Consider the following 19,475-nt stretch of genomic DNA (forward strand, 5'->3'; position numbering starts at 1 on the left):
TAAATGAAAGCTCCTGAGTTATGGGGTACAGGTAAACGTGTATAACCAGCAGCGCGGATGATTACTGTTGGCGGTGCAAAAGGAATAGATATGCGGGTTTCACATCTTAATTTTAACCACCTTTACTACTTTTGGCATGTATGCAAAGAAGGTTCTGTAGTTGGAGCAGCGGAAGCACTTTACCTGACTCCTCAAACAATTACAGGGCAAATAAAAGCACTAGAAGAGCGTTTAGGGGGGAAATTGTTTAAGCGGCAGGGGCGTGGGTTAGTTCCTTCCGAGCTTGGGCAATTAATTTTTCGCTATGCAGACAAAATGTTTATGCTTAGCCAAGAAATGTTAGATATCGTCAATTATAGCCGGGAATCTAATCTACTGTTTGATGTAGGAGTGGCAGATACACTATCAAAACAGTTAGTCAGTAAAATATTAGAAACTACAGTTGTTGAGCATGAGCAAATTCACTTGCGCTGCTTTGAGTCAACGCATGAGCTGCTATTAGAACAACTTAGTCAACATAAGCTCGATATGATTTTATCGGATTGCCCTGTTGACTCATCTCAACAAGAAGGCTTGTTCTCGGTAAAACTCGGGGAGTGCAGCATGAGCTTCTTTTGCCGTCAGCCTATCCCTAAAAAACCCTTTCCTGAATGTTTAGAAGAACGTCGTTTACTAATACCGGGACGGCGCTATCTATTAGGTCGGCATATACTCGCTTGGATACGGAATAAAAATTTACAAGTGGAAGTGTTAGGTGAGTTTGATGATGCTGCATTAATGAAAGCATTTGGTATGCATTATAATGCAATTTTTGTCGCTCCATCTCAATATACACCTGATCTTTTAGGTGGTGATGATATTGTGGAGTTAGGGCGTTTAGAAAGTGTAAAAGAAGAGTATTATGTTATTTTTGCCGAAAGGATGATCCAGCACCCTGCGGTACAACGTGTCTGTAATAAAGATTTTTCTGATCTATTCTCGGTTCCATTTAATAGCGTAGAGAAAAAAGCTTAGCAGACAAAAAAACCGGCAAAAGCCGGTTTTTTTAGCTAATCAAGAAGCAAAATTACATTGCTTTAATTTGAGCAACTAAGTTAGCTTTATGACGTGCTGCTTTATTCTTGTGGATCAGGCCTTTACTTGCATGGCGATCAACAATAGGTTGCATGTCATTGAATGCTTTCTGAGCAGCTTCTTTATCGCCAGCAGCGATAGCAAGGTAAACTTTCTTGATAAAAGTACGTACCATAGAGCGACGGCTAGCGTTGTGCTGGCGACGTTTCTCTGCCTGAACGGCACGTTTCTTAGCTGATTTGATATTAGCCAAGGTCCAACTCCCAAATGTATTCTATTGAGGACAATTCAAAGGTCGAGGAATATGCCCTTTCGCCCTTCATTTGTCAATGGATTTGTGCAAATAAACATCGTGTACTTCGATGCTAATGCGTTGTGAATGGTGCAAGATTCTATCAGCAAATATGAGAAGAATACAGATCTTAGCGTGAAAAAATGCGTAATTGATGGCAGATATTTGAAAAAAATGAAAACTAAAAAAAAATTTGGCCTATCAATCAGTGGGTAGTATGAAATTTACCCGGTTATTGGTTGCTTATTAATCGTAATCTATGTTTAGCTATAGGCATTGATGAGAAAACGATAAAAATTTAATATTTTTAGAGACCTCGGAACAAATTTGTTGTATTGATAATCCATTGGTTATCCCAACGTTTTTGATATTCGTGCCTAACAGCTCTGTTTGGGTAGCATTATAACCGACTAATCACATAAAATGGGTCGGTAATAAATCGTGTAGAGATCAAAAAAATAGGGTTTAATGAAACCTTTTGCGAACTAAGGTTAACCTTAGGCGTCGTACAAGGTATAATCCTGCAATTTCCTCGGTATTGAGCCTGTTATGGAGCTAATTCGCGGTATACAGAATATCCGGGCGTGCCATCATGGTTGCGTGCTGACTATTGGTAATTTTGACGGTGTCCATCGTGGGCATCAGGTTTTACTTCAAAATTTGAAGCTCAAAGGTGCGGAGTTAGGGCTACCAACGGTAGTGATGATTTTTGAACCACAACCTCTTGAGTTTTTTATTGGTGACAAAGCGCCTGCGCGTTTGACACGTTTGCGAGACAAAGTGAAATATCTTGCAGATAGTGGTATTGATTACCTCTTATGTGTTGAATTCAACCAGCACTTTGCGTCATTGACTCCGGCTGAGTTTGTATTGGACTTACTTGTCAACAAACTAGGCGTGAAGTACCTTGCTATTGGCGATGATTTCCGTTTTGGGAAAAATCGTATGGGTGACTTTACCTTTTTAAAACAAGCGGGTCATGAATTCGGTTTTGAGGTTGCAGATACAGAAAGCTTTTGTGATTCGGGTCTTCGTATCAGTAGCACGGCTATTAGAAAAGCGATACAAGACAATGACCTTGAATTGGCAGAAAATCTGTTAGGGCATACTTATCGTATTAGCGGGCGGGTCGTACATGGTAACCAGCTCGGTAGGACAATCGGTTTTCCCACAGCTAACTTGCCGTTAAAACGTTTAGTCACACCAGTTACAGGTGTGTATGCTGTAGAAGTTTATGGTTTAGGCGATAAGCCTTTACCTGGTGTGGCGAATATCGGCACACGACCGACTGTATCTGGAAAAGGAACGCAGTTAGAAGTTCATCTGATTGATGCAAGTATGGATTTATACGGGCGTCATATTGATGTAGTGTTACGTAAAAAATTACGTGATGAGCAGCGGTTTGCTTCGTTGGAAGCGCTTAAGGAGCAAATTGCTAATGATGTAATTGCAGCGAGAGAATATCTTACTGCAATAGGAATCAGATAATTTAGCGGAAAATTGGAACTGAGAATCGATGAGTGATTATAAAAATACCCTGAATCTACCAGAAACAGGGTTCCCAATGCGTGGCGATCTCGCTAAACGCGAACCACAGATGTTAGAGCGCTGGTACAAAGAAGGTTTGTATCAGGCAATCCGTAAAGCAAAATCGGGCAAGAAAACGTTTATTCTGCACGATGGCCCTCCATATGCGAACGGTAGTATTCATATTGGTCACTCAGTTAACAAAATTCTCAAAGATATTATTATTAAATCCAAAGGGTTGTCGGGTTATGATTCCCCGTATATTCCTGGTTGGGATTGCCACGGATTACCTATTGAACATAAAGTTGAACAAATCGTAGGTAAACCGGGCGAAAAAGTTTCTGCCGCTGAATTTCGTGCACAATGCCGTCAATATGCAAAAGAGCAAATTGAAGGGCAAAAAGCTGATTTTATACGTTTAGGGGTTTTAGGTGAGTGGGATAAACCTTACCTAACGATGGATTTTAAAACTGAGGCTCATATCATTAGGGCATTGGCAAAAACCATCGAAAATGGCCATTTAGTGAAAGGGGCTAAACCTGTTCACTGGTGTACTGCGTGTGGTTCATCACTTGCAGAAGCTGAAGTGGAATATTATGACAAAACGTCCCCTTCTATCTACGTACGCTTCCCTGCGGTAGATGGCAAAGCCGTATGCGAAAAATTTGGCATTGTTAGTGAAAAAATACCTTCATTAGTTATCTGGACGACGACCCCTTGGACTTTGCCTGCTAACCGTGCAATTTCTTTGAATCCTGAATTCAAATACAATTTAGTTGAAGCAAATGGCGAATTAGTCATTTTAGCTGCCGACCTCGTAGAAGATGTGATGAAAACATCCGGTATCGAGTCGTGGAAAGTGTTAGGTGAGTGTGAAGGCACTGCGCTGGAATTGCTGCGCTTCCAACATCCATTTATGGGCTTTGATGTTCCAGCAATTTTGGGCGACCACGTGACATTAGACGCCGGTACAGGAGCCGTTCATACGGCGCCAGGCCACGGTCCTGAAGACTACATTGTTGGTCAAAAATATGGTTTAGAAACAGCGAACCCAGTGGGTCCAGATGGCTGTTTCCTACCAAATACCTACCCAACATTGGATGGGCTATTTATTTTTAAAGCGAATGACCTGATCGTTGAATTACTCGATGAAAAAGGGGCATTGCTCTATAAACAAGCAATTCAACATAGCTACCCATGCTGTTGGCGCCATAAAACTCCTGTTATTTTCCGTGCGACACCTCAATGGTTTATCGGTATGGATAAAAACGGCTTACGTGAACAATCATTGAAGGAAATTGATATTGTTCAATGGATTCCTGGCTGGGGTCGTGCTCGTATTGAGGCAATGGTTGAAAATCGCCCTGATTGGTGTATTTCTCGTCAGCGTACATGGGGCACACCAATGTCTCTGTTCGTTCATAAAGACACTGAAGAGTTGCACCCTCGTACATTAGAATTAATGGAAGAGGTTGCTAAGCGTGTTGAGGTCGATGGTATTCAAGCATGGTGGGATCTTGACCCAGAAGAGCTATTAGGCGCTGAAGCGGAGACTTACCGAAAAGTCCCTGACACATTAGATGTGTGGTTTGATTCTGGTTCGACACATTTTGCAGTGGTTGATGCTCGCCCTGAGTTCCACGGTAATTCAGCGGATATGTACCTTGAAGGTTCAGACCAACATCGTGGTTGGTTTATGTCTTCATTAATGCTATCAACTGCGATGAAAGGTAAAGCACCTTACCGCCAAGTTCTGACACACGGCTTTACTGTTGATGGCCAAGGCCGCAAAATGTCTAAATCGTTAGGCAATACAGTGAGCCCACAAGATGTCATGAACAAACTGGGTGCGGATATCTTACGTTTATGGGTGGCATCAACGGATTATACGGGCGAAATCGCTGTTTCTGATGAAATTTTAAAACGTGCCGCTGATTCTTATCGCCGCATTCGTAATACGGCCCGTTTCTTATTGGCTAATCTGAATGGCTTCAATCCTGAAACAGACATGGTTAAGCCTGAAGATATGGTGCTGCTAGACCGCTGGGCGGTTAGCCGTGCGCTTGAAGCTCAAGCTGAAATTACTAAAGCATATGATGAGTATGACTTCCTATCAGTCATTCAGCGTTTAATGCATTTCTGCTCCATTGAAATGGGGTCGTTCTACCTAGATATCATCAAAGACCGTCAGTATACAGCGAAAAGTGATAGCTTAGCGCGTCGTAGCTGTCAAACTGCTCTGTTCCACATTGTTGAAGCATTAGTACGTTGGGTTGCACCTGTTCTTTCTTTCACTTCAGATGAAATTTGGAACCAGTTACCAGGTAAGCGCTCACAGTTTGTTTTAACCGAAGAATGGTATGACGGTTTATTTGGTTTAGATGCGTCAAACGAAATGAACAACAGTTTCTGGGCTGAGTTGTTAGCTGTTCGTGGCGAAGTGAATAAAGTGTTAGAGCAAGCTCGTACAGATAAACACATCGGTGGTTCATTAGAAGCGGCGGTCACACTGTATGCTGATAAAGCATTAGCAAGTAAACTGCAAAGCTTAGGTGACGAACTACGTTTTGTGCTACTGACATCACAAGCTACAGTTGCAGATATTGCAACAGCGCCAGTGGATGCGCAAGAAAGTGAATTAAGCGGCCTGAAAATTGCTTTCAGCAAAGCTGTGGGTGAAAAATGCCCACGTTGCTGGCACTATGCGAGTGATATTGGTTCTTCAAGCGAGCAACCTGAAATTTGTGGTCGCTGTGTGACTAACGTAGCCGGCAACGGCGAAACCCGTAAGTTTGCTTAATGAAGGCGCCAATTTGTTCGACCGGTCTGCGTTGGTTATGGTTAACCATTGTGATCATCGTTGCGGATTTAGGGATCAAGCAATTAGTGCTAAAAGATCTCAATCTGTACGAACCGCATCCTGTAATGCCGTTTTTCAACATCATGTATGCCCAAAATTTTGGTGCTGCATTTAGTTTCTTAGCGGATGAAGGCGGCTGGCAGCGTTGGTTCTTCGCTGGGATAGCGGTTGGGATCTCCATTATTTTAATGGTTATGATGTATCGCCAAAGTGCACAAAAGCGCTTATCGAATATTGCTTATGCATTAATTATTGGTGGTGCAATTGGTAATCTGAGTGACCGGTTAGTTCATGGCTTTGTTGTTGATTACCTTGACTTTTACGTCGGTAATTGGCATTGGCCAACATTTAACCTAGCTGATATGGCCATTTGTATTGGTGCAGCACTCGTCATTTTTGAAGGTTTTTTGCCAGATAAACCAAAGCAAGAAAAAGCTAAATAAATTGGCGACACAATAGGTTACAATGCAATAACTCACAGCCCAGATTTTCTGGGCTGAATTTTATGACAAAATAGGTTTGGTTTATGTCTACTCAAATACAGGCGCAGAGCTCTGTTTTACTGCATTTCACATTGAAATTGGAAGATGGCTCTACCGCAGATTCCTCACACGCACAAGGAAAGCCTGCGTTGTTTGTCTTAGGGAATGATTCTTTATCTCCAGAACTTGAAGCCCAGCTTATTGGCCTCAATGAAGGTGAAAAGAAAAACTTTTCATTACCCGGAGACACTGTTTTTGGGAAACATAACCCTGATTTAGTGCAATACTTTTCATTGCGTGATTTTACTGAAACAGGTATACCTGAAATTGGTACTATCATGTTATTTAGCGCGATGAATGGCAGTGAAATGCCAGGGGTAGTAAAATCGATTGAAGGCGAATCTATCACAGTCGATTTTAATCATCCTCTGGCAGAGCAGCAGATTAGCTTTGAAATAGAAGTGCTTGAAGTAGACCCGCAATTGGAGGATCACAATGCAAATATTAATGGCTAATCCTCGTGGATTTTGTGCAGGTGTAGACCGCGCAATTAGTATCGTAGAAAGGGCGTTGGAAATTTACGGCGCACCTATTTACGTTCGTCATGAAGTGGTTCATAACCGTTATGTTGTGGATGATCTACGGCAGCGTGGGGCTATTTTTATTGAAGAAATTTCTGAAGTGCCTGATGGTTCAATTTTAATTTTCTCGGCACATGGCGTATCACAAGCTATTCGTCAGGAAGCTCGTTCACGTGATTTAACCATGTTATTCGATGCAACTTGCCCATTGGTCACTAAAGTTCATATGGAAGTTGCACGTGCAAGCCGCAAAGGTAAAGAGGCTATTTTAATTGGGCATGCAGGCCACCCTGAAGTTGAAGGTACTATGGGGCAATACAGTAACCCTGAAGGTGGTATGTACCTTGTTGAAAGCCCTGAAGACGTTTGGAAGTTAACCGTGAAAGATGAAAATAATTTGTCTTTTATGACCCAAACAACACTCTCAGTCGATGATACATCAGATGTAATCGATGCACTGACAAAGCGTTTCCCAAGCATTGTCGGGCCGCGTAAAGATGATATCTGCTACGCAACAACCAACCGCCAAGAAGCTGCGAGAGAGCTTGCTGAACGTGCTGATATTGTCTTAGTTGTCGGTTCTAAAAACTCCTCGAACTCAAATCGCCTTGCTGAATTAGCATCTAGAATGCAAAAACCTGCATTTTTAATTGATGGCGCAGAGGATATCAAAACAGAATGGCTAGCAGGTAAAAATATTATTGGCCTAACGGCTGGGGCGTCAGCACCCGATATTCTAGTTAGGCAAGTTATTGATCGACTTAAAGAGCTAGGTGCAGATTCTGTTGTGGAATTACAGGGACGGGAAGAAAATATCGTCTTTGAAGTACCTAAAGAATTACGAGTTGAAGTCAAAGAAATCAATTAATTATTTGCTGTAAATAAGGCAGCTACATTTTCATAAAGTAGCTGCTATTTTTATTTTGTTTAAACATTCATTTCCTGTTTTTTTCCTCCTATTAAAACTTTTTCTGATAATCAACGCGCTCTCTATGCTTTTGTTAATATCAATGCATTTTTGCTAGCGGATTGCCGCTATGATGGTTAATCTGTATCACAATCATTTTTCAGACTGCGGGCAATATATTAATTTTGCAGCCTAAAGCAGTTTAGATTCAATTTCTTGCATTAATAATGAAAAAAGGATGAACCATGGCAAATTCAGTGGTACGTGTTGCGGTAGTCGGCGCAGGTGGTCGCATGGGGCGGCAATTAATTCAAGCGGCACAAGAGCAAGAAGGTATTCAACTAGGCGCAGCCATTGAACGTGAAGGCTCATCACTCATTGGAGCTGATGCCGGTGAGCTTGCAGGGGTTGGTAAACTAGGTGTTTCTGTTGTTGATTCACTCAACCAAGTGGTAAATGATTTTGATGTTGTGATTGATTTTACACGCCCAGAAGGCACATTACATTATTTAGCATTTTGTAAAGAGAATCAAAAAGCGATGGTCATTGGCACGACAGGCTTCGATGAACAAGGTAAGCAGGCTATTGCAGATGCTGCAACGGTGATCCCAATTGTTTTCGCGGCAAACTTTAGTGTTGGTGTTAATTTAGTACTCAAATTACTAGAAAAAGCCGCAAAAGTGATGGGAACTTACACCGATATTGAAATTGTTGAAGCCCATCATCGATATAAAGTTGATGCGCCATCAGGCACAGCTTTAGCAATGGGAGAATCTATTGCTGGTGCACTTGGTAAAGATTTAAAAGATTGTGCGGTATATGCAAGAGAAGGCTATACTGGTGAGCGTGAAGCTGGGACGATCGGTTTTGCAACTATTCGAGCTGGTGATATTGTGGGAGAGCATACCGCGATGTTTGCCGATATTGGTGAGCGAGTTGAGATCACTCATAAAGCGTCTAGCCGGATGACGTTTGCAAATGGCGCAATAAGGGCATCAGGCTGGGTAGTCGCTAAAAAACCAAGTTTATATGATATGAAAGATGTATTGTGTTTAGATGATATTTAATTTTTAAATTATAATTTTTGTTTATAATCAGATTGATACAGTCATCAATCTGATTATATTTAATGTTCGGTGTTTTTACCTTTTCAAGTAATTATTTCTATTTGTCTTCCTGTTTTTTAATGCTTTTTTTATCACTAATTTCTCTTTAAACTGATTTTTAGCTGAGTTATTATCATTTTTACAGTTATCTTACGTTGCAACCGTTTACTTATTCATATTGGCTATCATTTTTGGTGGTCATAACGATAAATTCAGGGTAGCTTGGCAAAAAAGTAAGGTAAAATTGTAAAAAATGCATTTTTTTCTAGACAAGACCCTATCTCATCATTAGAATGCGCGCAATTTGCCAAAAATCTGCTTAAAAACTCATTTTGGCATTGATTTAGATCGCAAAATCTGAATTAATATGCAAAAAACGTGATTTATTATTCTCCGGAGGGTGTTTTGATTAAGTCAGCTATATTGGTTCTGGAAGACGGAACCCAATTCCACGGGCATGCCATAGGCGCAGAAGGTGCCGCAGTTGGAGAAGTCGTTTTCAATACGTCAATGACCGGATATCAAGAAATAATTACAGACCCTTCCTATTCCCGCCAAATTGTTACTCTTACTTATCCCCATATTGGTAATGTCGGCACAAATGCTGATGACGAAGAATCTCCAAATGTTCATGCTCAAGGCCTAATCATTCGTGACTTACCATTGGTTTACAGCAACTTTCGTGGGCAAGAAGGGTTGTCAGAGTATCTGAAACGCCACAACGTTGTGGCTATCGCAGATATCGATACACGTAAATTGACCCGCTTATTGAGAGAAAAAGGGGCTCAGAATGGCTGCATTATCGCAGGGGATAGTCCAGATGCCGCATTGGCACTTGAAAAAGCACGTAGTTTCTCTGGGTTGAATGGATTGGATTTAGCAAAAGAAGTCTGCACTAAAGAGATTTATAGTTGGTCTCAAGGATCTTGGACACTAGAAAATGGTCAGCAAGGTGCGAAAGCCGCTGAACAGCTTCCTTTACATGTCGTTGCCTATGATTTTGGTGCTAAACGTAATATTTTACGAATGCTAGTTGACCGCGGTTGCCGCTTAACAGTTGTTCCCGCAACGACCTCGGCAGAAACGGTTCTAGCGATGGAGCCGGATGGTATTTTCCTATCTAACGGGCCTGGTGATCCTGCCCCTTGTGATTACGCAATCAATGCAATTGAAACATTTTTAACCACCAATATACCTGTTTTTGGGATCTGCTTAGGGCATCAATTATTGGCTCTGGCTAGTGGTGCAAATACCATGAAAATGAAGTTTGGTCATCATGGTGCTAACCATCCTGTGAAAGATTTAGACAACGATGTTGTTATGATCACCGCGCAAAATCATGGTTTTGCTGTCGATGAATCAACACTCCCCGATACACTGCGTGTGACGCACAAGTCACTGTTTGATGGGACATTGCAAGGTATTCACCGTACGGATAAACCAGCATTTAGTTTCCAAGGCCATCCTGAAGCAAGCTCAGGGCCACATGATGCGGCGAACTTATTCGACCATTTCATTGATTTAATCAATGAATACCGTCAAAACACACCACGTCAAAACGCAAAATAATCGGGAGCAGAAAAATGGCAAAACGTACTGATATAAAAAGCATTCTGATTTTAGGTGCGGGCCCAATCGTTATCGGCCAAGCATGCGAATTTGACTATTCAGGTGCACAGGCATGTAAAGCGTTACGTGAAGAAGGTTATCGCGTTATTTTAGTTAACTCGAACCCTGCAACGATCATGACTGACCCTGAGATGGCTGATGCTACTTATATTGAGCCAATTCATTGGGAAGTGGTTCGCAAAATCATCGAAAAAGAGCGCCCTGATGCGGTATTGCCGACGATGGGTGGGCAAACGGCACTAAACTGCGCACTTGAATTGGAACGAAAAGGGGTTTTAGCCGAATTTGGTGTAACAATGATTGGGGCTACTGCAGATGCGATTGATAAAGCAGAAGACCGTCAGCGTTTCGATAAAGCAATGAAAAAAATCGGCTTGGGTACAGCGCGTTCTGGTATCGCACATAATATGGAAGAAGCCTACGCAGTTGCTGATGATGTTGGCTTCCCATGTATTATTCGCCCATCGTTTACTATGGGCGGAACGGGGGGCGGTATTGCATACAACCGTGAAGAATTCGAAGAAATTTGTACGCGTGGTTTAGATTTATCACCAACGAATGAGTTATTAATTGATGAGTCATTAATTGGTTGGAAAGAATATGAAATGGAAGTTGTCCGCGATAAAAAAGACAACTGCATTATTGTCTGTTCAATCGAAAACTTTGATGCGATGGGGATTCATACCGGTGACTCTATCACCGTTGCACCAGCGCAGACTTTGACGGACAAAGAATACCAAATCATGCGTGATGCCTCTATGGCTGTTTTACGTGAAATTGGTGTGGAAACAGGTGGCTCTAACGTTCAATTTGCTGTAAACCCTAAAGATGGGCGCTTAATTGTTATTGAAATGAACCCGCGTGTTTCTCGTTCATCGGCGCTAGCATCAAAAGCGACAGGGTTCCCTATTGCCAAAATTGCTGCCAAATTAGCGGTCGGCTATACCCTCGATGAGTTGATGAATGATATCACTGGAGGCCGTACACCAGCTTCATTTGAGCCTTCTATCGACTATGTTGTGACAAAAATACCACGCTTTAACTTTGAGAAATTTGCAGGCACGAATGACCGCTTAACGACTCAGATGAAATCTGTGGGTGAAGTGATGGCAATTGGTCGCACATTCCAAGAATCAATGCAAAAAGCCCTACGTGGTTTAGAAGTCGGTGCGACTGGTTTTGACCCAAAAGTCTCTCAAGAAGACCCTGAAGTATTAACTCGGATCCGCCGTGAATTAAAAGATGCGGGAGCAGAGCGAATTTGGTTTATCGCAGATGCTTTCCGCGCAGGTCTTTCGGTAGATGGTGTCTTTAACCTAACGAATATCGACCGTTGGTTCTTAGTACAAATTGAAGAGTTAGTCCGTTTAGAAGAGAAAGTTGCAGAGTTAGGTGTAAATGGCCTGACAAAAGACTTTTTACGGGTATTGAAGCGCAAAGGTTTTGCAGACGCACGTCTTGCTAGCTTAGTTGGCGTCTCCGAAGCCGAGCTACGTAAATTACGCCAAGGGTATGGCTTACACCCTGTTTATAAACGAGTAGACACTTGTGCAGCAGAGTTTGCAACAGATACGGCTTATATGTATTCCACTTATGAAGATGAGTGTGAATCAAACCCAAATAATGATAAGCCCAAAGTAATGGTGTTAGGCGGTGGCCCGAACCGTATTGGCCAAGGGATTGAGTTTGACTACTGTTGTGTACATGCTTCTTTAGCACTACGTGAAGATGGTTATGAAACCATCATGGTTAACTGTAACCCTGAAACGGTTTCAACAGATTATGACACATCTGACCGCCTGTACTTTGAGCCAGTGACATTGGAAGATGTTCTTGAAATCGTGCGTATTGAACAACCACAAGGTGTGATTGTGCAATATGGCGGTCAAACTCCGCTTAAATTAGCGAGAGCACTTGAGGCAGCAGGTGTTCCTGTTATTGGTACTAGCCCTGATGCCATTGACCGCGCTGAAGACCGTGAACGATTCCAACAAGCAGTTAATCGTTTAAATTTAAAACAACCCCAGAATGCAACGGTAACTGCTATTGAACAAGCGGTTGAAAAAGCTGCGGGAATTGGTTACCCACTGGTAGTTCGCCCATCTTATGTGCTAGGCGGTCGTGCGATGGAAATCGTGTATGATGAGGTGGATTTACGCCGTTATTTCCAAACCGCGGTGAGTGTATCGAATGATGCACCAGTACTGCTTGACCGTTTCTTAGACGATGCAGTCGAGGTGGATGTTGATGCGATTTGTGACGGTGAAATGGTATTGATTGGCGGTATTATGGAGCATATTGAGCAAGCCGGTGTGCATTCTGGCGATTCCGCATGTTCGTTGCCTGCCTATACCTTAAGCCAAGAAATTCAAGATGTCATGCGTGAACAAGTTCGTAACCTTGCATTTGAGTTACGTGTGCGTGGCTTAATGAACGTACAGTTTGCGGTGAAAAATAATGAGGTGTACTTGATTGAAGTTAACCCTCGAGCAGCAAGAACCGTCCCATTTGTGTCGAAAGCAACCGGTGTGCCATTAGCTAAAGTGGCAGCACGTGTGATGGTTGGGCAAACATTGGCTGAACAAGGTGTTACAGAAGAAATCATTCCCCCTTATTACTCAGTGAAAGAAGTTGTTCTTCCATTTAATAAATTCCAAGGCGTAGACCCGATCCTTGGGCCAGAAATGCGTTCAACGGGTGAAGTCATGGGCGTCGGGCGGACATTTGCAGAAGCATTCGCTAAAGCAATGTTAGGCAGTAGCTCAACCATGAAAAAATCAGGGCGAGCGCTCCTGTCTGTCCGTGAAGGTGATAAAACGCGCGTCGTGGATTTAGCCGCAAAATTGCTAAAACATGGTTTCGAATTAGATGCGACGCACGGAACAGCGATTGTATTAGGGGAAGCTGGGATTAACCCTAGGTTGGTGAATAAGGTTCATGAAGGTCGTCCACATATTCAAGATAGAATTAAGAATGGTGAATACGATTATATTGTAAATACAACCGCGGGGCGCCAAGCCATTGAAGATTCTAAATTAATTCGCCGTAGTGCCTTGCAGTATAAAGTACATTATGACACAACGTTAAACGGTGGGTTTGCAACGACTATGTCATTGAGCGCTGACCCAACAGAAAAAGTGATTTCAGTTCAAGAAATGCATGCGTTAATTAAGTAAATTATTCATTAGCCATTAATGAGCCCCTGCAGTTCAGTCTGCTGGGGCTTTTTTGTTTATCTGGGGATAATATGCAATTTCAATAAAAAAATGCAAAATGCTGGTTGACTCTCACGTAACGTGAGGCACTAACCTTAGTCGCAATTACAGGAGGAATGTATGCTATTTCAAGTCGGTGAAATCGCGGAAAAAACAGGGTTAACCATCCGTACACTTCATCATTATGAAGAGATTGGCTTGTTGCTTCCAACTGCAAGGACCGATGCGGGTTATCGGCTTTACAACATGCAATGTATAGAGCGTTTAACGCAAATTCAATTGTTACGGCAAGTTGGAGTCAAACTGAAAGACATCGGTGAATTACTCGATGGCCAGAGTGGGGATATCGCAAGTTTGTTGCAAGAACGTATTGCATTATTAACGGAACAAATGGAACAAATGGCAACGTTACGTTATCGATTAGAGCAATTACATAGGCAAATGCAAACAGGAGATGTTTTAACTCAGGCTGATTGGTTTTCTGTATTGGAGATGATGTCGATGTTTGATAAATATTTTACCCCCCAAGAGTTGGAACAATTGCCATTGTATACAGCACATACGCTGAAAAACCAAGAATGGCAACAGCGTATAGCAACAGTAAGTCAGTTAATGGAGCAAGGTGCAGCACCGCAATCTACAGAGGTGCAACAAATTGCACATGAATGGATGACTGCACTAGAAAGAGATACCGGAGGGAACCCTGATTTCTTTGCTCGGCTGAATCAAATTCATTTATCCGATAATACATTAGCTTATTCATCGGGGATTTCCGTTGCAATGATCCAATATGTTGCAGAGGGTTTTAGTGAATACCAATTGTCGTTGTTTAGACCACATTTAACGGCTGCACAATTTGCTTTGGTTAGGCAGCATTATTTTGCTTCGGGGCAGGTGTGGCCCGAATTAATTGCAGGTTTATATAATGCAATGAAAGCACGTAAATCCCCAGACTCAGAGGAAGTTCAGCAGTTGGCGAAAACCTGGTTAGCGATGTTTAATCAATTCACGGGGAAAGACCCTGAACTACAGGAAAAGATCCGTATGGTATATCGAGAAGAACCAAGGATTTCTCAAGGGACGTGGATGACCCCAGAAATTGGTCAGTATTTGTTTTCAGCTATCACTGTTTTGATGGCGCAATAAGTGAAACGGCCGCTATTTAGCGGCCATTGAAGTTGCTGACGAAGCGGGATAAAAGCGTGGTTTTCCCCGCTCCGTGTTATCAGCCGAAAATCAATAAATTGATTTTCCTCGTTTATTTCAGAACCCCTAACGACTGTCGCCAAACATGATATGTTTGTCAACAGTCTGAATGGCCGCTATTTAGCGGCCATTGCTGTTATCAATTTTATTTGTTATTTGACAGGGCCTTACGGTGTTTCCAATACACGACAATTGAACCAATTAACCCACTCACGAGTAAAACAACAGGGATGATCATCAGTGCGCTGATAACAATTTGCTCATGTTCTTTTACAAAAGGAATTTGATTGAGGGCGTAACCTAAGCTCACAATTAAGCCAACCCATAATAAGCCACTTAACCAATTGAAAAATTGGAAACGACGGTGACTGAGTTCGGATAGCCCCGCGAGCAATGGTAATATTGTTCTAACAAATGCAAGAAACCGGCCTATAAGTAACGCATATAACCCTTGTTTGTTAAACATATTGTTTGCTTTAGTATGATATTCCTCAGGGATCTGGGATAACCAACGTTTGACAACGGTGGTCTCGCTTAGCCATCTTCCTTGTAGAAAACCTAGCCAACACCCTAAACTTGCCGCCACCGTTAACAATAATATGGTTGGAATAAAATGTAATACACCTTTGGCTATTAGTGCACCTGACAAGATAAGCAAGGTGTCTCCCGGTAAAAATGCAGCGGGAAGAACGCCATTTTCTAAAACAATGACAACAAAAAGCACGGTATAAATAACCCAAAGCACTTCAGGGTTGGAGAGTTTAAGGAAATCGTGGTTCCAAAGTGCCAGTACGATTTCGCGTAGGACTTCCATAATCGTTCCTGTATTTGCGTAAAAGCGAATTTCTTTATTAACTATATTACAGGAAAAATGTGCGTCGAGTTTGATTTGTTTGATGAATTAGTGATTTAGCAAATTAATTGCAGGCAACAAGCAAATGGAAACCTGCAATTTAAAATAATTAATTTATTGATTTTTAATGGAAATCAAATTCGCTCGAAAGCTAATTGTAAATCATGAATTAAATCATCAGGGTGCTCTAAGCCGATATGCACTCGGAAAAATGTCCCCTCTTTAGGTGAAAAATCATATTGGCGCATGTTTTGTAAATCCTCTTTTTGATACCCCAAAATCAGTGATTCAAACCCACCCCATGAATACCCCATTTTGAAATGAGTAAAGTTATCAAGAAATATGGTGAATTGCTCAGGAGATAATCGAGATTTTAGTTGAAAAGAGAATAAGCCATTACAGCCAGAAAAATCGCGTATGAAGTATTCATGACCGGGCGATGATGGAAGTGCAGGATGAAAAACTTGGTCGACTTCTGGCCGTTGCTGTAGCCAGTGTGCAATCTGCAAACTATTAATTTGGTGCTGTTTTAATCGAGTTGCTAGGGTATGAAGCCCTCTGTTTGCCATATAAACGGTATCAGGATCTGCGGTTTGGCCTAATAGATAAGAATTTTCACGTAATGTTTCGATACAACGTTGATTGGCAACAGCAAGACCTAACATGCCGTCAGAGTGGCCGTTAATATATTTTGTGGCTGACTGAATGGATATATCAATATCGAATAATAAGGGTTTAAGCAATACGCCAGCCGCCCAAGTATTATCAATCATAATAATAATTTCAGGTGATTTGGCACGGACTGCATGAACAATAGCCGGTAAATCATGAACTTCCATTGTAATAGAGCCGGGTGATTCTAAGAAGACGATACGAGTATTTGGCTGGATTAACTCAGCGATATCTTCCCCAATTAATGGGTCGAAATAAGTCGTTTGAACGCTTAGCTTAGTTAAAATGTTGTCGCAAAAATTCTGCGTAGGGTCATAGGCAGAGCCGGTAACAAGGATGTGCTCTCCCGCTGAAATAAAAGACAAAATAGCATTGGTAATTGCGGCTGCACCCGAAGGATAAAGCACACAGCCAGCCCCTTGTTCTAATTCGGTCATTGCTTCTTGAAAAGCAAAATGTGTTTGTGTACCCCGTCGCCCATAAAATAAAGTGTTACCCGCACGGTGGCGGGTTGCGTGACGTTTTTCTTCCAGAGTGTCAAAAATAATAGATGATGCACGCTGAATAACTGGGTTTACCCCTTTTTGTGTGTACTTAGGGTTTCGACCAATATGTACTAATTGAGTTTCAGGTTTACTCTCTGCCATGATTTTTCCCTACACAGAATGTGATTTGCCGAATTCTAAGGTGATTAATACTAAGACGTTAAATGATCTCGAAGGAAATGTAACCTGAGTATTCTTCAACTTTCATTTTAAATATGGGGATGAAGTAAATTTGTGGGTAATCTACCGAGTGAAAGCAACCAAGGCCGATGGTGAACTAGCTAAATTGTTAACTCAAAGCTGAAGATAAATAACCGTATCATAGAAGAGGGCTTCTTTGTCGAAGAGCAAAAAAACATAAAAAAATTGCAAATACTAATGATAATTACTATCAATTCGCGCTGTGTTTGATATTATCAGCAGCGTCTTTTTGAAAAGAATGGACAGTGCGAGTCAAATTTCGCTTTTAATGGTTAGTCGATGAATGGCACAATCATCGATATAAATTTTGTTATACAACACTAAAAAGAGAGTAAAGGCCAACTGATGCGTAAACTAACAGCTTCTATTCTATTGGCGTTCGGCTTGATGGGGACGGCAGTCGCTGAAACCACACCTGCAACAACACCAGCGGCGTCTCAAAATACATCCTCAACACCATCGGTAGAAAATTCTGCTACGCCAACCACAACGGCACCAAATGCTGAGGTTGCATCAGTACCCGCAGAGCCCATTCAAGGGGAAGGTGGAAATACATCAGCGGTTAGCGAAAATATTGAGCTGGCAACAGAGGCACCAACTGGCGGGTTTGATCAAGACTTATCTGTTTGGGGGATGTACCAAAATGCAGATAATGTGGTTAAAACCGTGATGATAGGTTTAGTCATTGCTTCAATTATTACTTGGGCACTGTTCTTTTCAAAAGGGTTAGAAATCTTAGTTGCACGTCGCCGCTTAAAAGAAGAAGCCAAAGCGATTGCAGAGGTAAAATCACTTGATGAAGCTGTCAGCATTGCAGATGGTTTCAAAGCTAATAGTGTTACCCGTATGCTATTAAATGAAGCTGTTAATGAAAGAACACTTTCTGTCAATAGTACTGACTTATCAGGGACTAAAGAGCGTACTTCGTTCCGCCTCGAAAGAGCTGTCGCTGGAATTAGCCGTTATATGGGGCGCGGAAATGGTTATTTGGCAACGATTGGCGCGATCTCTCCATTTGTCGGTTTATTTGGCACAGTTTGGGGGATCATGAACAGCTTTATTGGAATTGCTCACTCACAGACCACTAACCTTGCCGTCGTTGCACCAGGGATAGCAGAAGCATTGCTAGCGACTGCAATTGGTCTTATCGCCGCAATTCCAGCCGTTGTGATTTATAATATTTTTGCTCGGATGATCAACAACTACCGTGGTCAAGTAGGGGATGTCGCTGCTCAATCTGCATTATTATTGGGACGTGATCTCGATCTGGCAAATAGCAAAGCAAGGTAATTATTATGGCAATGCGTTTAGGTGACGAACAAGACGATAGTGGTGAAATGCATGAAATTAACGTAACGCCTTTTATTGACGTTATGTTAGTTTTATTGATTATCTTTATGGTTGCGGCACCGTTGGCAACTGTTGATATTAAAGTCAACTTACCTGCTTCGACTGCGAAGCCGCAGCCACGCCCAGAAAAACCCGTATTTCTAACTGTTAAAGCAGACAACCAACTCTTTATTGGTGATCAAGCGGTATCAAAAGATCAGCTTTCAGCAATGCTTGACCAAGCCACTAGTGCGAATAAAGATACAACAATCTTTTTTCAAGCTGATAAGAGTGTAGATTATGAAACTATGATGGATGTAATGAACGCATTACGCCAATCAGGGTATTTAAAAATCGGTCTAGTTGGTATGGAAGCGACATCCTCTTCTAAATAAGGAGAGCATCAAATCTTTCCGGCGCGTTTTATCCTTTGGGATGGAACGCGTTTTTTTATGTATAAAATTAATTGTTCAAAAATAGCTATGTAGTGTTTTGAGCTAACCTCTTTATAGTATTTCTCTTGTGCTTAATCATATTTTTTAGTGATTAACTTATTTTTAAAGCGTTTTATTCTTATTTCACACTATTTTTTCGTTAAATTTATGGGGCTATAGTTTGTTCTTCATGTTTTTTCGCCGATTTTTAGGCGGGGCGTTGGTTATAGTAATAAAAAAATAAGGGGGGAACATTAAATTTTATAATGAATAGGTGTTACTTGGCATCTGATTTTTGATGATAACGGTAAGTGATAGCTTTATTTTTCTAGAATACGCATAAGAAATGTTGATTATTGAGTTGGTTTTTTAGTTTTAAAATGCGAGTTTGTCTGGTTGTAAATGCTTTTTATTTTGTTAAAAACGATTTTAAAGATAAGTTATATATAATAAAAAATAAACCATTTTGTTAATAAGGTTTTATGTTTTTATCTTTTTTACCTGTTAATATCAATAACCATATATATATTGCGGCTATTTTATTGTTTTAAAAAAACAAAAA

General features: G+C 41.4%; 15 protein-coding genes. 12 read left to right on the forward strand and 3 right to left on the reverse strand.

The annotated features are described in order from the left end of the window. The first annotated feature begins 90 nt into the window (after window positions 1-90). Window positions 91-1,014: a transcriptional activator NhaR gene (gene nhaR / locus ABE954_RS03605; protein WP_048608452.1), complete on the forward strand. Its 924-nt coding sequence runs from the start codon at window positions 91-93 to the stop codon at window positions 1,012-1,014. 52 nt (window positions 1,015-1,066) lie between these two features. Here the strand turns inward: nhaR and rpsT are convergent, their stop codons facing one another. Beyond that, a complete protein-coding gene (gene rpsT / locus ABE954_RS03610) occupies window positions 1,067-1,327 on the reverse strand; it encodes a 30S ribosomal protein S20 (protein ID WP_042846982.1) in 261 nt (86 codons plus the stop codon). A gap of 588 nt (window positions 1,328-1,915) precedes the next feature. Between rpsT and ribF the strand changes: the two genes are divergently transcribed. The 9 genes from ribF (at window position 1,916) to ABE954_RS03655 (ending at window position 14,819) form a co-directional block, all read left to right on the forward strand. Beyond that, window positions 1,916-2,854: a bifunctional riboflavin kinase/FAD synthetase gene (ribF, locus tag ABE954_RS03615; RefSeq protein WP_042846981.1), complete on the forward strand. Its 939-nt coding sequence runs from the start codon at window positions 1,916-1,918 to the stop codon at window positions 2,852-2,854. A 28-nt stretch (window positions 2,855-2,882) separates the two neighbouring features. Then, entirely contained in the window at window positions 2,883-5,693 is a 2,811-nt protein-coding gene (gene ileS / locus ABE954_RS03620) for an isoleucine--tRNA ligase (protein ID WP_371025730.1), read from the forward strand. Then, window positions 5,693-6,196, forward strand: coding sequence for a signal peptidase II (gene lspA / locus ABE954_RS03625; protein ID WP_042846979.1), 504 nt, complete (start codon window positions 5,693-5,695; stop codon window positions 6,194-6,196). The genes ileS and lspA overlap by 1 nt, the downstream gene beginning before the upstream one ends. 83 nt (window positions 6,197-6,279) lie before the next feature. Beyond that, entirely contained in the window at window positions 6,280-6,750 is a 471-nt protein-coding gene (gene fkpB, locus ABE954_RS03630; protein ID WP_042846978.1) for an FKBP-type peptidyl-prolyl cis-trans isomerase, read from the forward strand. Continuing rightward, the gene (gene ispH / locus ABE954_RS03635; protein WP_042846977.1) at window positions 6,731-7,684 is read left to right on the forward strand and encodes a 4-hydroxy-3-methylbut-2-enyl diphosphate reductase; all 954 of its coding nucleotides are present in this window, start codon (window positions 6,731-6,733) and stop codon (window positions 7,682-7,684) included. The genes fkpB and ispH overlap by 20 nt, the downstream gene beginning before the upstream one ends. 284 nt (window positions 7,685-7,968) lie before the next feature. Further along, window positions 7,969-8,790, forward strand: coding sequence for a 4-hydroxy-tetrahydrodipicolinate reductase (gene dapB, locus ABE954_RS03640; protein WP_042846976.1), 822 nt, complete (start codon window positions 7,969-7,971; stop codon window positions 8,788-8,790). A 444-nt stretch (window positions 8,791-9,234) separates the two neighbouring features. Further along, on the forward strand, window positions 9,235-10,398 hold the full coding sequence (gene carA, locus ABE954_RS03645; protein WP_048608414.1) for a glutamine-hydrolyzing carbamoyl-phosphate synthase small subunit: 1,164 nt from the start codon (window positions 9,235-9,237) through the stop codon (window positions 10,396-10,398). A 14-nt stretch (window positions 10,399-10,412) separates the two neighbouring features. Then, window positions 10,413-13,634, forward strand: coding sequence for a carbamoyl-phosphate synthase large subunit (carB, locus tag ABE954_RS03650; RefSeq protein WP_217008460.1), 3,222 nt, complete (start codon window positions 10,413-10,415; stop codon window positions 13,632-13,634). 159 nt (window positions 13,635-13,793) lie between these two features. After that, window positions 13,794-14,819: a MerR family transcriptional regulator gene (locus tag ABE954_RS03655; RefSeq protein ID WP_217008459.1), complete on the forward strand. Its 1,026-nt coding sequence runs from the start codon at window positions 13,794-13,796 to the stop codon at window positions 14,817-14,819. A 205-nt stretch (window positions 14,820-15,024) separates the two neighbouring features. On the opposite strand, the gene ABE954_RS03660 is transcribed toward ABE954_RS03655, so the two are convergent. Together ABE954_RS03660 and metC are read right to left on the reverse strand one after the other, a co-directional pair. Next, complete coding sequence (locus ABE954_RS03660; RefSeq protein WP_042846971.1) at window positions 15,025-15,693, reverse strand: DedA family protein; 669 nt, start codon at window positions 15,691-15,693, stop codon at window positions 15,025-15,027. A 173-nt stretch (window positions 15,694-15,866) separates the two neighbouring features. Then, window positions 15,867-17,051: a cystathionine beta-lyase gene (gene metC, locus ABE954_RS03665; protein WP_129466865.1), complete on the reverse strand. Its 1,185-nt coding sequence runs from the start codon at window positions 17,049-17,051 to the stop codon at window positions 15,867-15,869. 444 nt (window positions 17,052-17,495) lie between these two features. On the opposite strand from metC, the gene exbB reads away from it, so the two are divergent. Together exbB and exbD are read left to right on the forward strand one after the other, a co-directional pair. After that, on the forward strand, window positions 17,496-18,440 hold the full coding sequence (gene exbB / locus ABE954_RS03670; protein ID WP_042846969.1) for a tonB-system energizer ExbB: 945 nt from the start codon (window positions 17,496-17,498) through the stop codon (window positions 18,438-18,440). A 5-nt stretch (window positions 18,441-18,445) separates the two neighbouring features. After that, window positions 18,446-18,874, forward strand: coding sequence for a TonB system transport protein ExbD (exbD, locus tag ABE954_RS03675; protein ID WP_042846968.1), 429 nt, complete (start codon window positions 18,446-18,448; stop codon window positions 18,872-18,874). The last annotated feature ends 601 nt before the right edge of the window (window positions 18,875-19,475 follow it).

This window comes from Providencia sp. TYF-12 (assembly GCF_041344805.1).
Taxonomy (GTDB): Bacteria; Pseudomonadota; Gammaproteobacteria; order Enterobacterales; family Enterobacteriaceae; genus Providencia; species Providencia huashanensis.

Excerpts from the sequence above, each read along its gene's own strand:
- ispH (WP_042846977.1), top strand. The coding sequence starts at position 6,731 with ATGCAAATATTAATGGCTAATCCTCGTGGATTTTGTGCAGGTGTAGAC.
- ribF (WP_042846981.1), top strand. The coding sequence starts at position 1,916 with ATGGAGCTAATTCGCGGTATACAGAATATCCGGGCGTGCCATCATGGT.
- exbB (WP_042846969.1), top strand. The coding sequence starts at position 17,496 with ATGCGTAAACTAACAGCTTCTATTCTATTGGCGTTCGGCTTGATGGGG.
- lspA (WP_042846979.1), top strand. The coding sequence starts at position 5,693 with ATGAAGGCGCCAATTTGTTCGACCGGTCTGCGTTGGTTATGGTTAACC.
- carB (WP_217008460.1), top strand. The coding sequence starts at position 10,413 with ATGGCAAAACGTACTGATATAAAAAGCATTCTGATTTTAGGTGCGGGC.
- exbD (WP_042846968.1), top strand. The coding sequence starts at position 18,446 with ATGGCAATGCGTTTAGGTGACGAACAAGACGATAGTGGTGAAATGCAT.
- dapB (WP_042846976.1), top strand. The coding sequence starts at position 7,969 with ATGGCAAATTCAGTGGTACGTGTTGCGGTAGTCGGCGCAGGTGGTCGC.
- fkpB (WP_042846978.1), top strand. The coding sequence starts at position 6,280 with ATGTCTACTCAAATACAGGCGCAGAGCTCTGTTTTACTGCATTTCACA.
- metC (WP_129466865.1), bottom strand. The coding sequence starts at position 17,051 with ATGGCAGAGAGTAAACCTGAAACTCAATTAGTACATATTGGTCGAAAC.
- ABE954_RS03655 (WP_217008459.1), top strand. The coding sequence starts at position 13,794 with ATGCTATTTCAAGTCGGTGAAATCGCGGAAAAAACAGGGTTAACCATC.
- nhaR (WP_048608452.1), top strand. The coding sequence starts at position 91 with ATGCGGGTTTCACATCTTAATTTTAACCACCTTTACTACTTTTGGCAT.
- ABE954_RS03660 (WP_042846971.1), bottom strand. The coding sequence starts at position 15,693 with ATGGAAGTCCTACGCGAAATCGTACTGGCACTTTGGAACCACGATTTC.
- ileS (WP_371025730.1), top strand. The coding sequence starts at position 2,883 with ATGAGTGATTATAAAAATACCCTGAATCTACCAGAAACAGGGTTCCCA.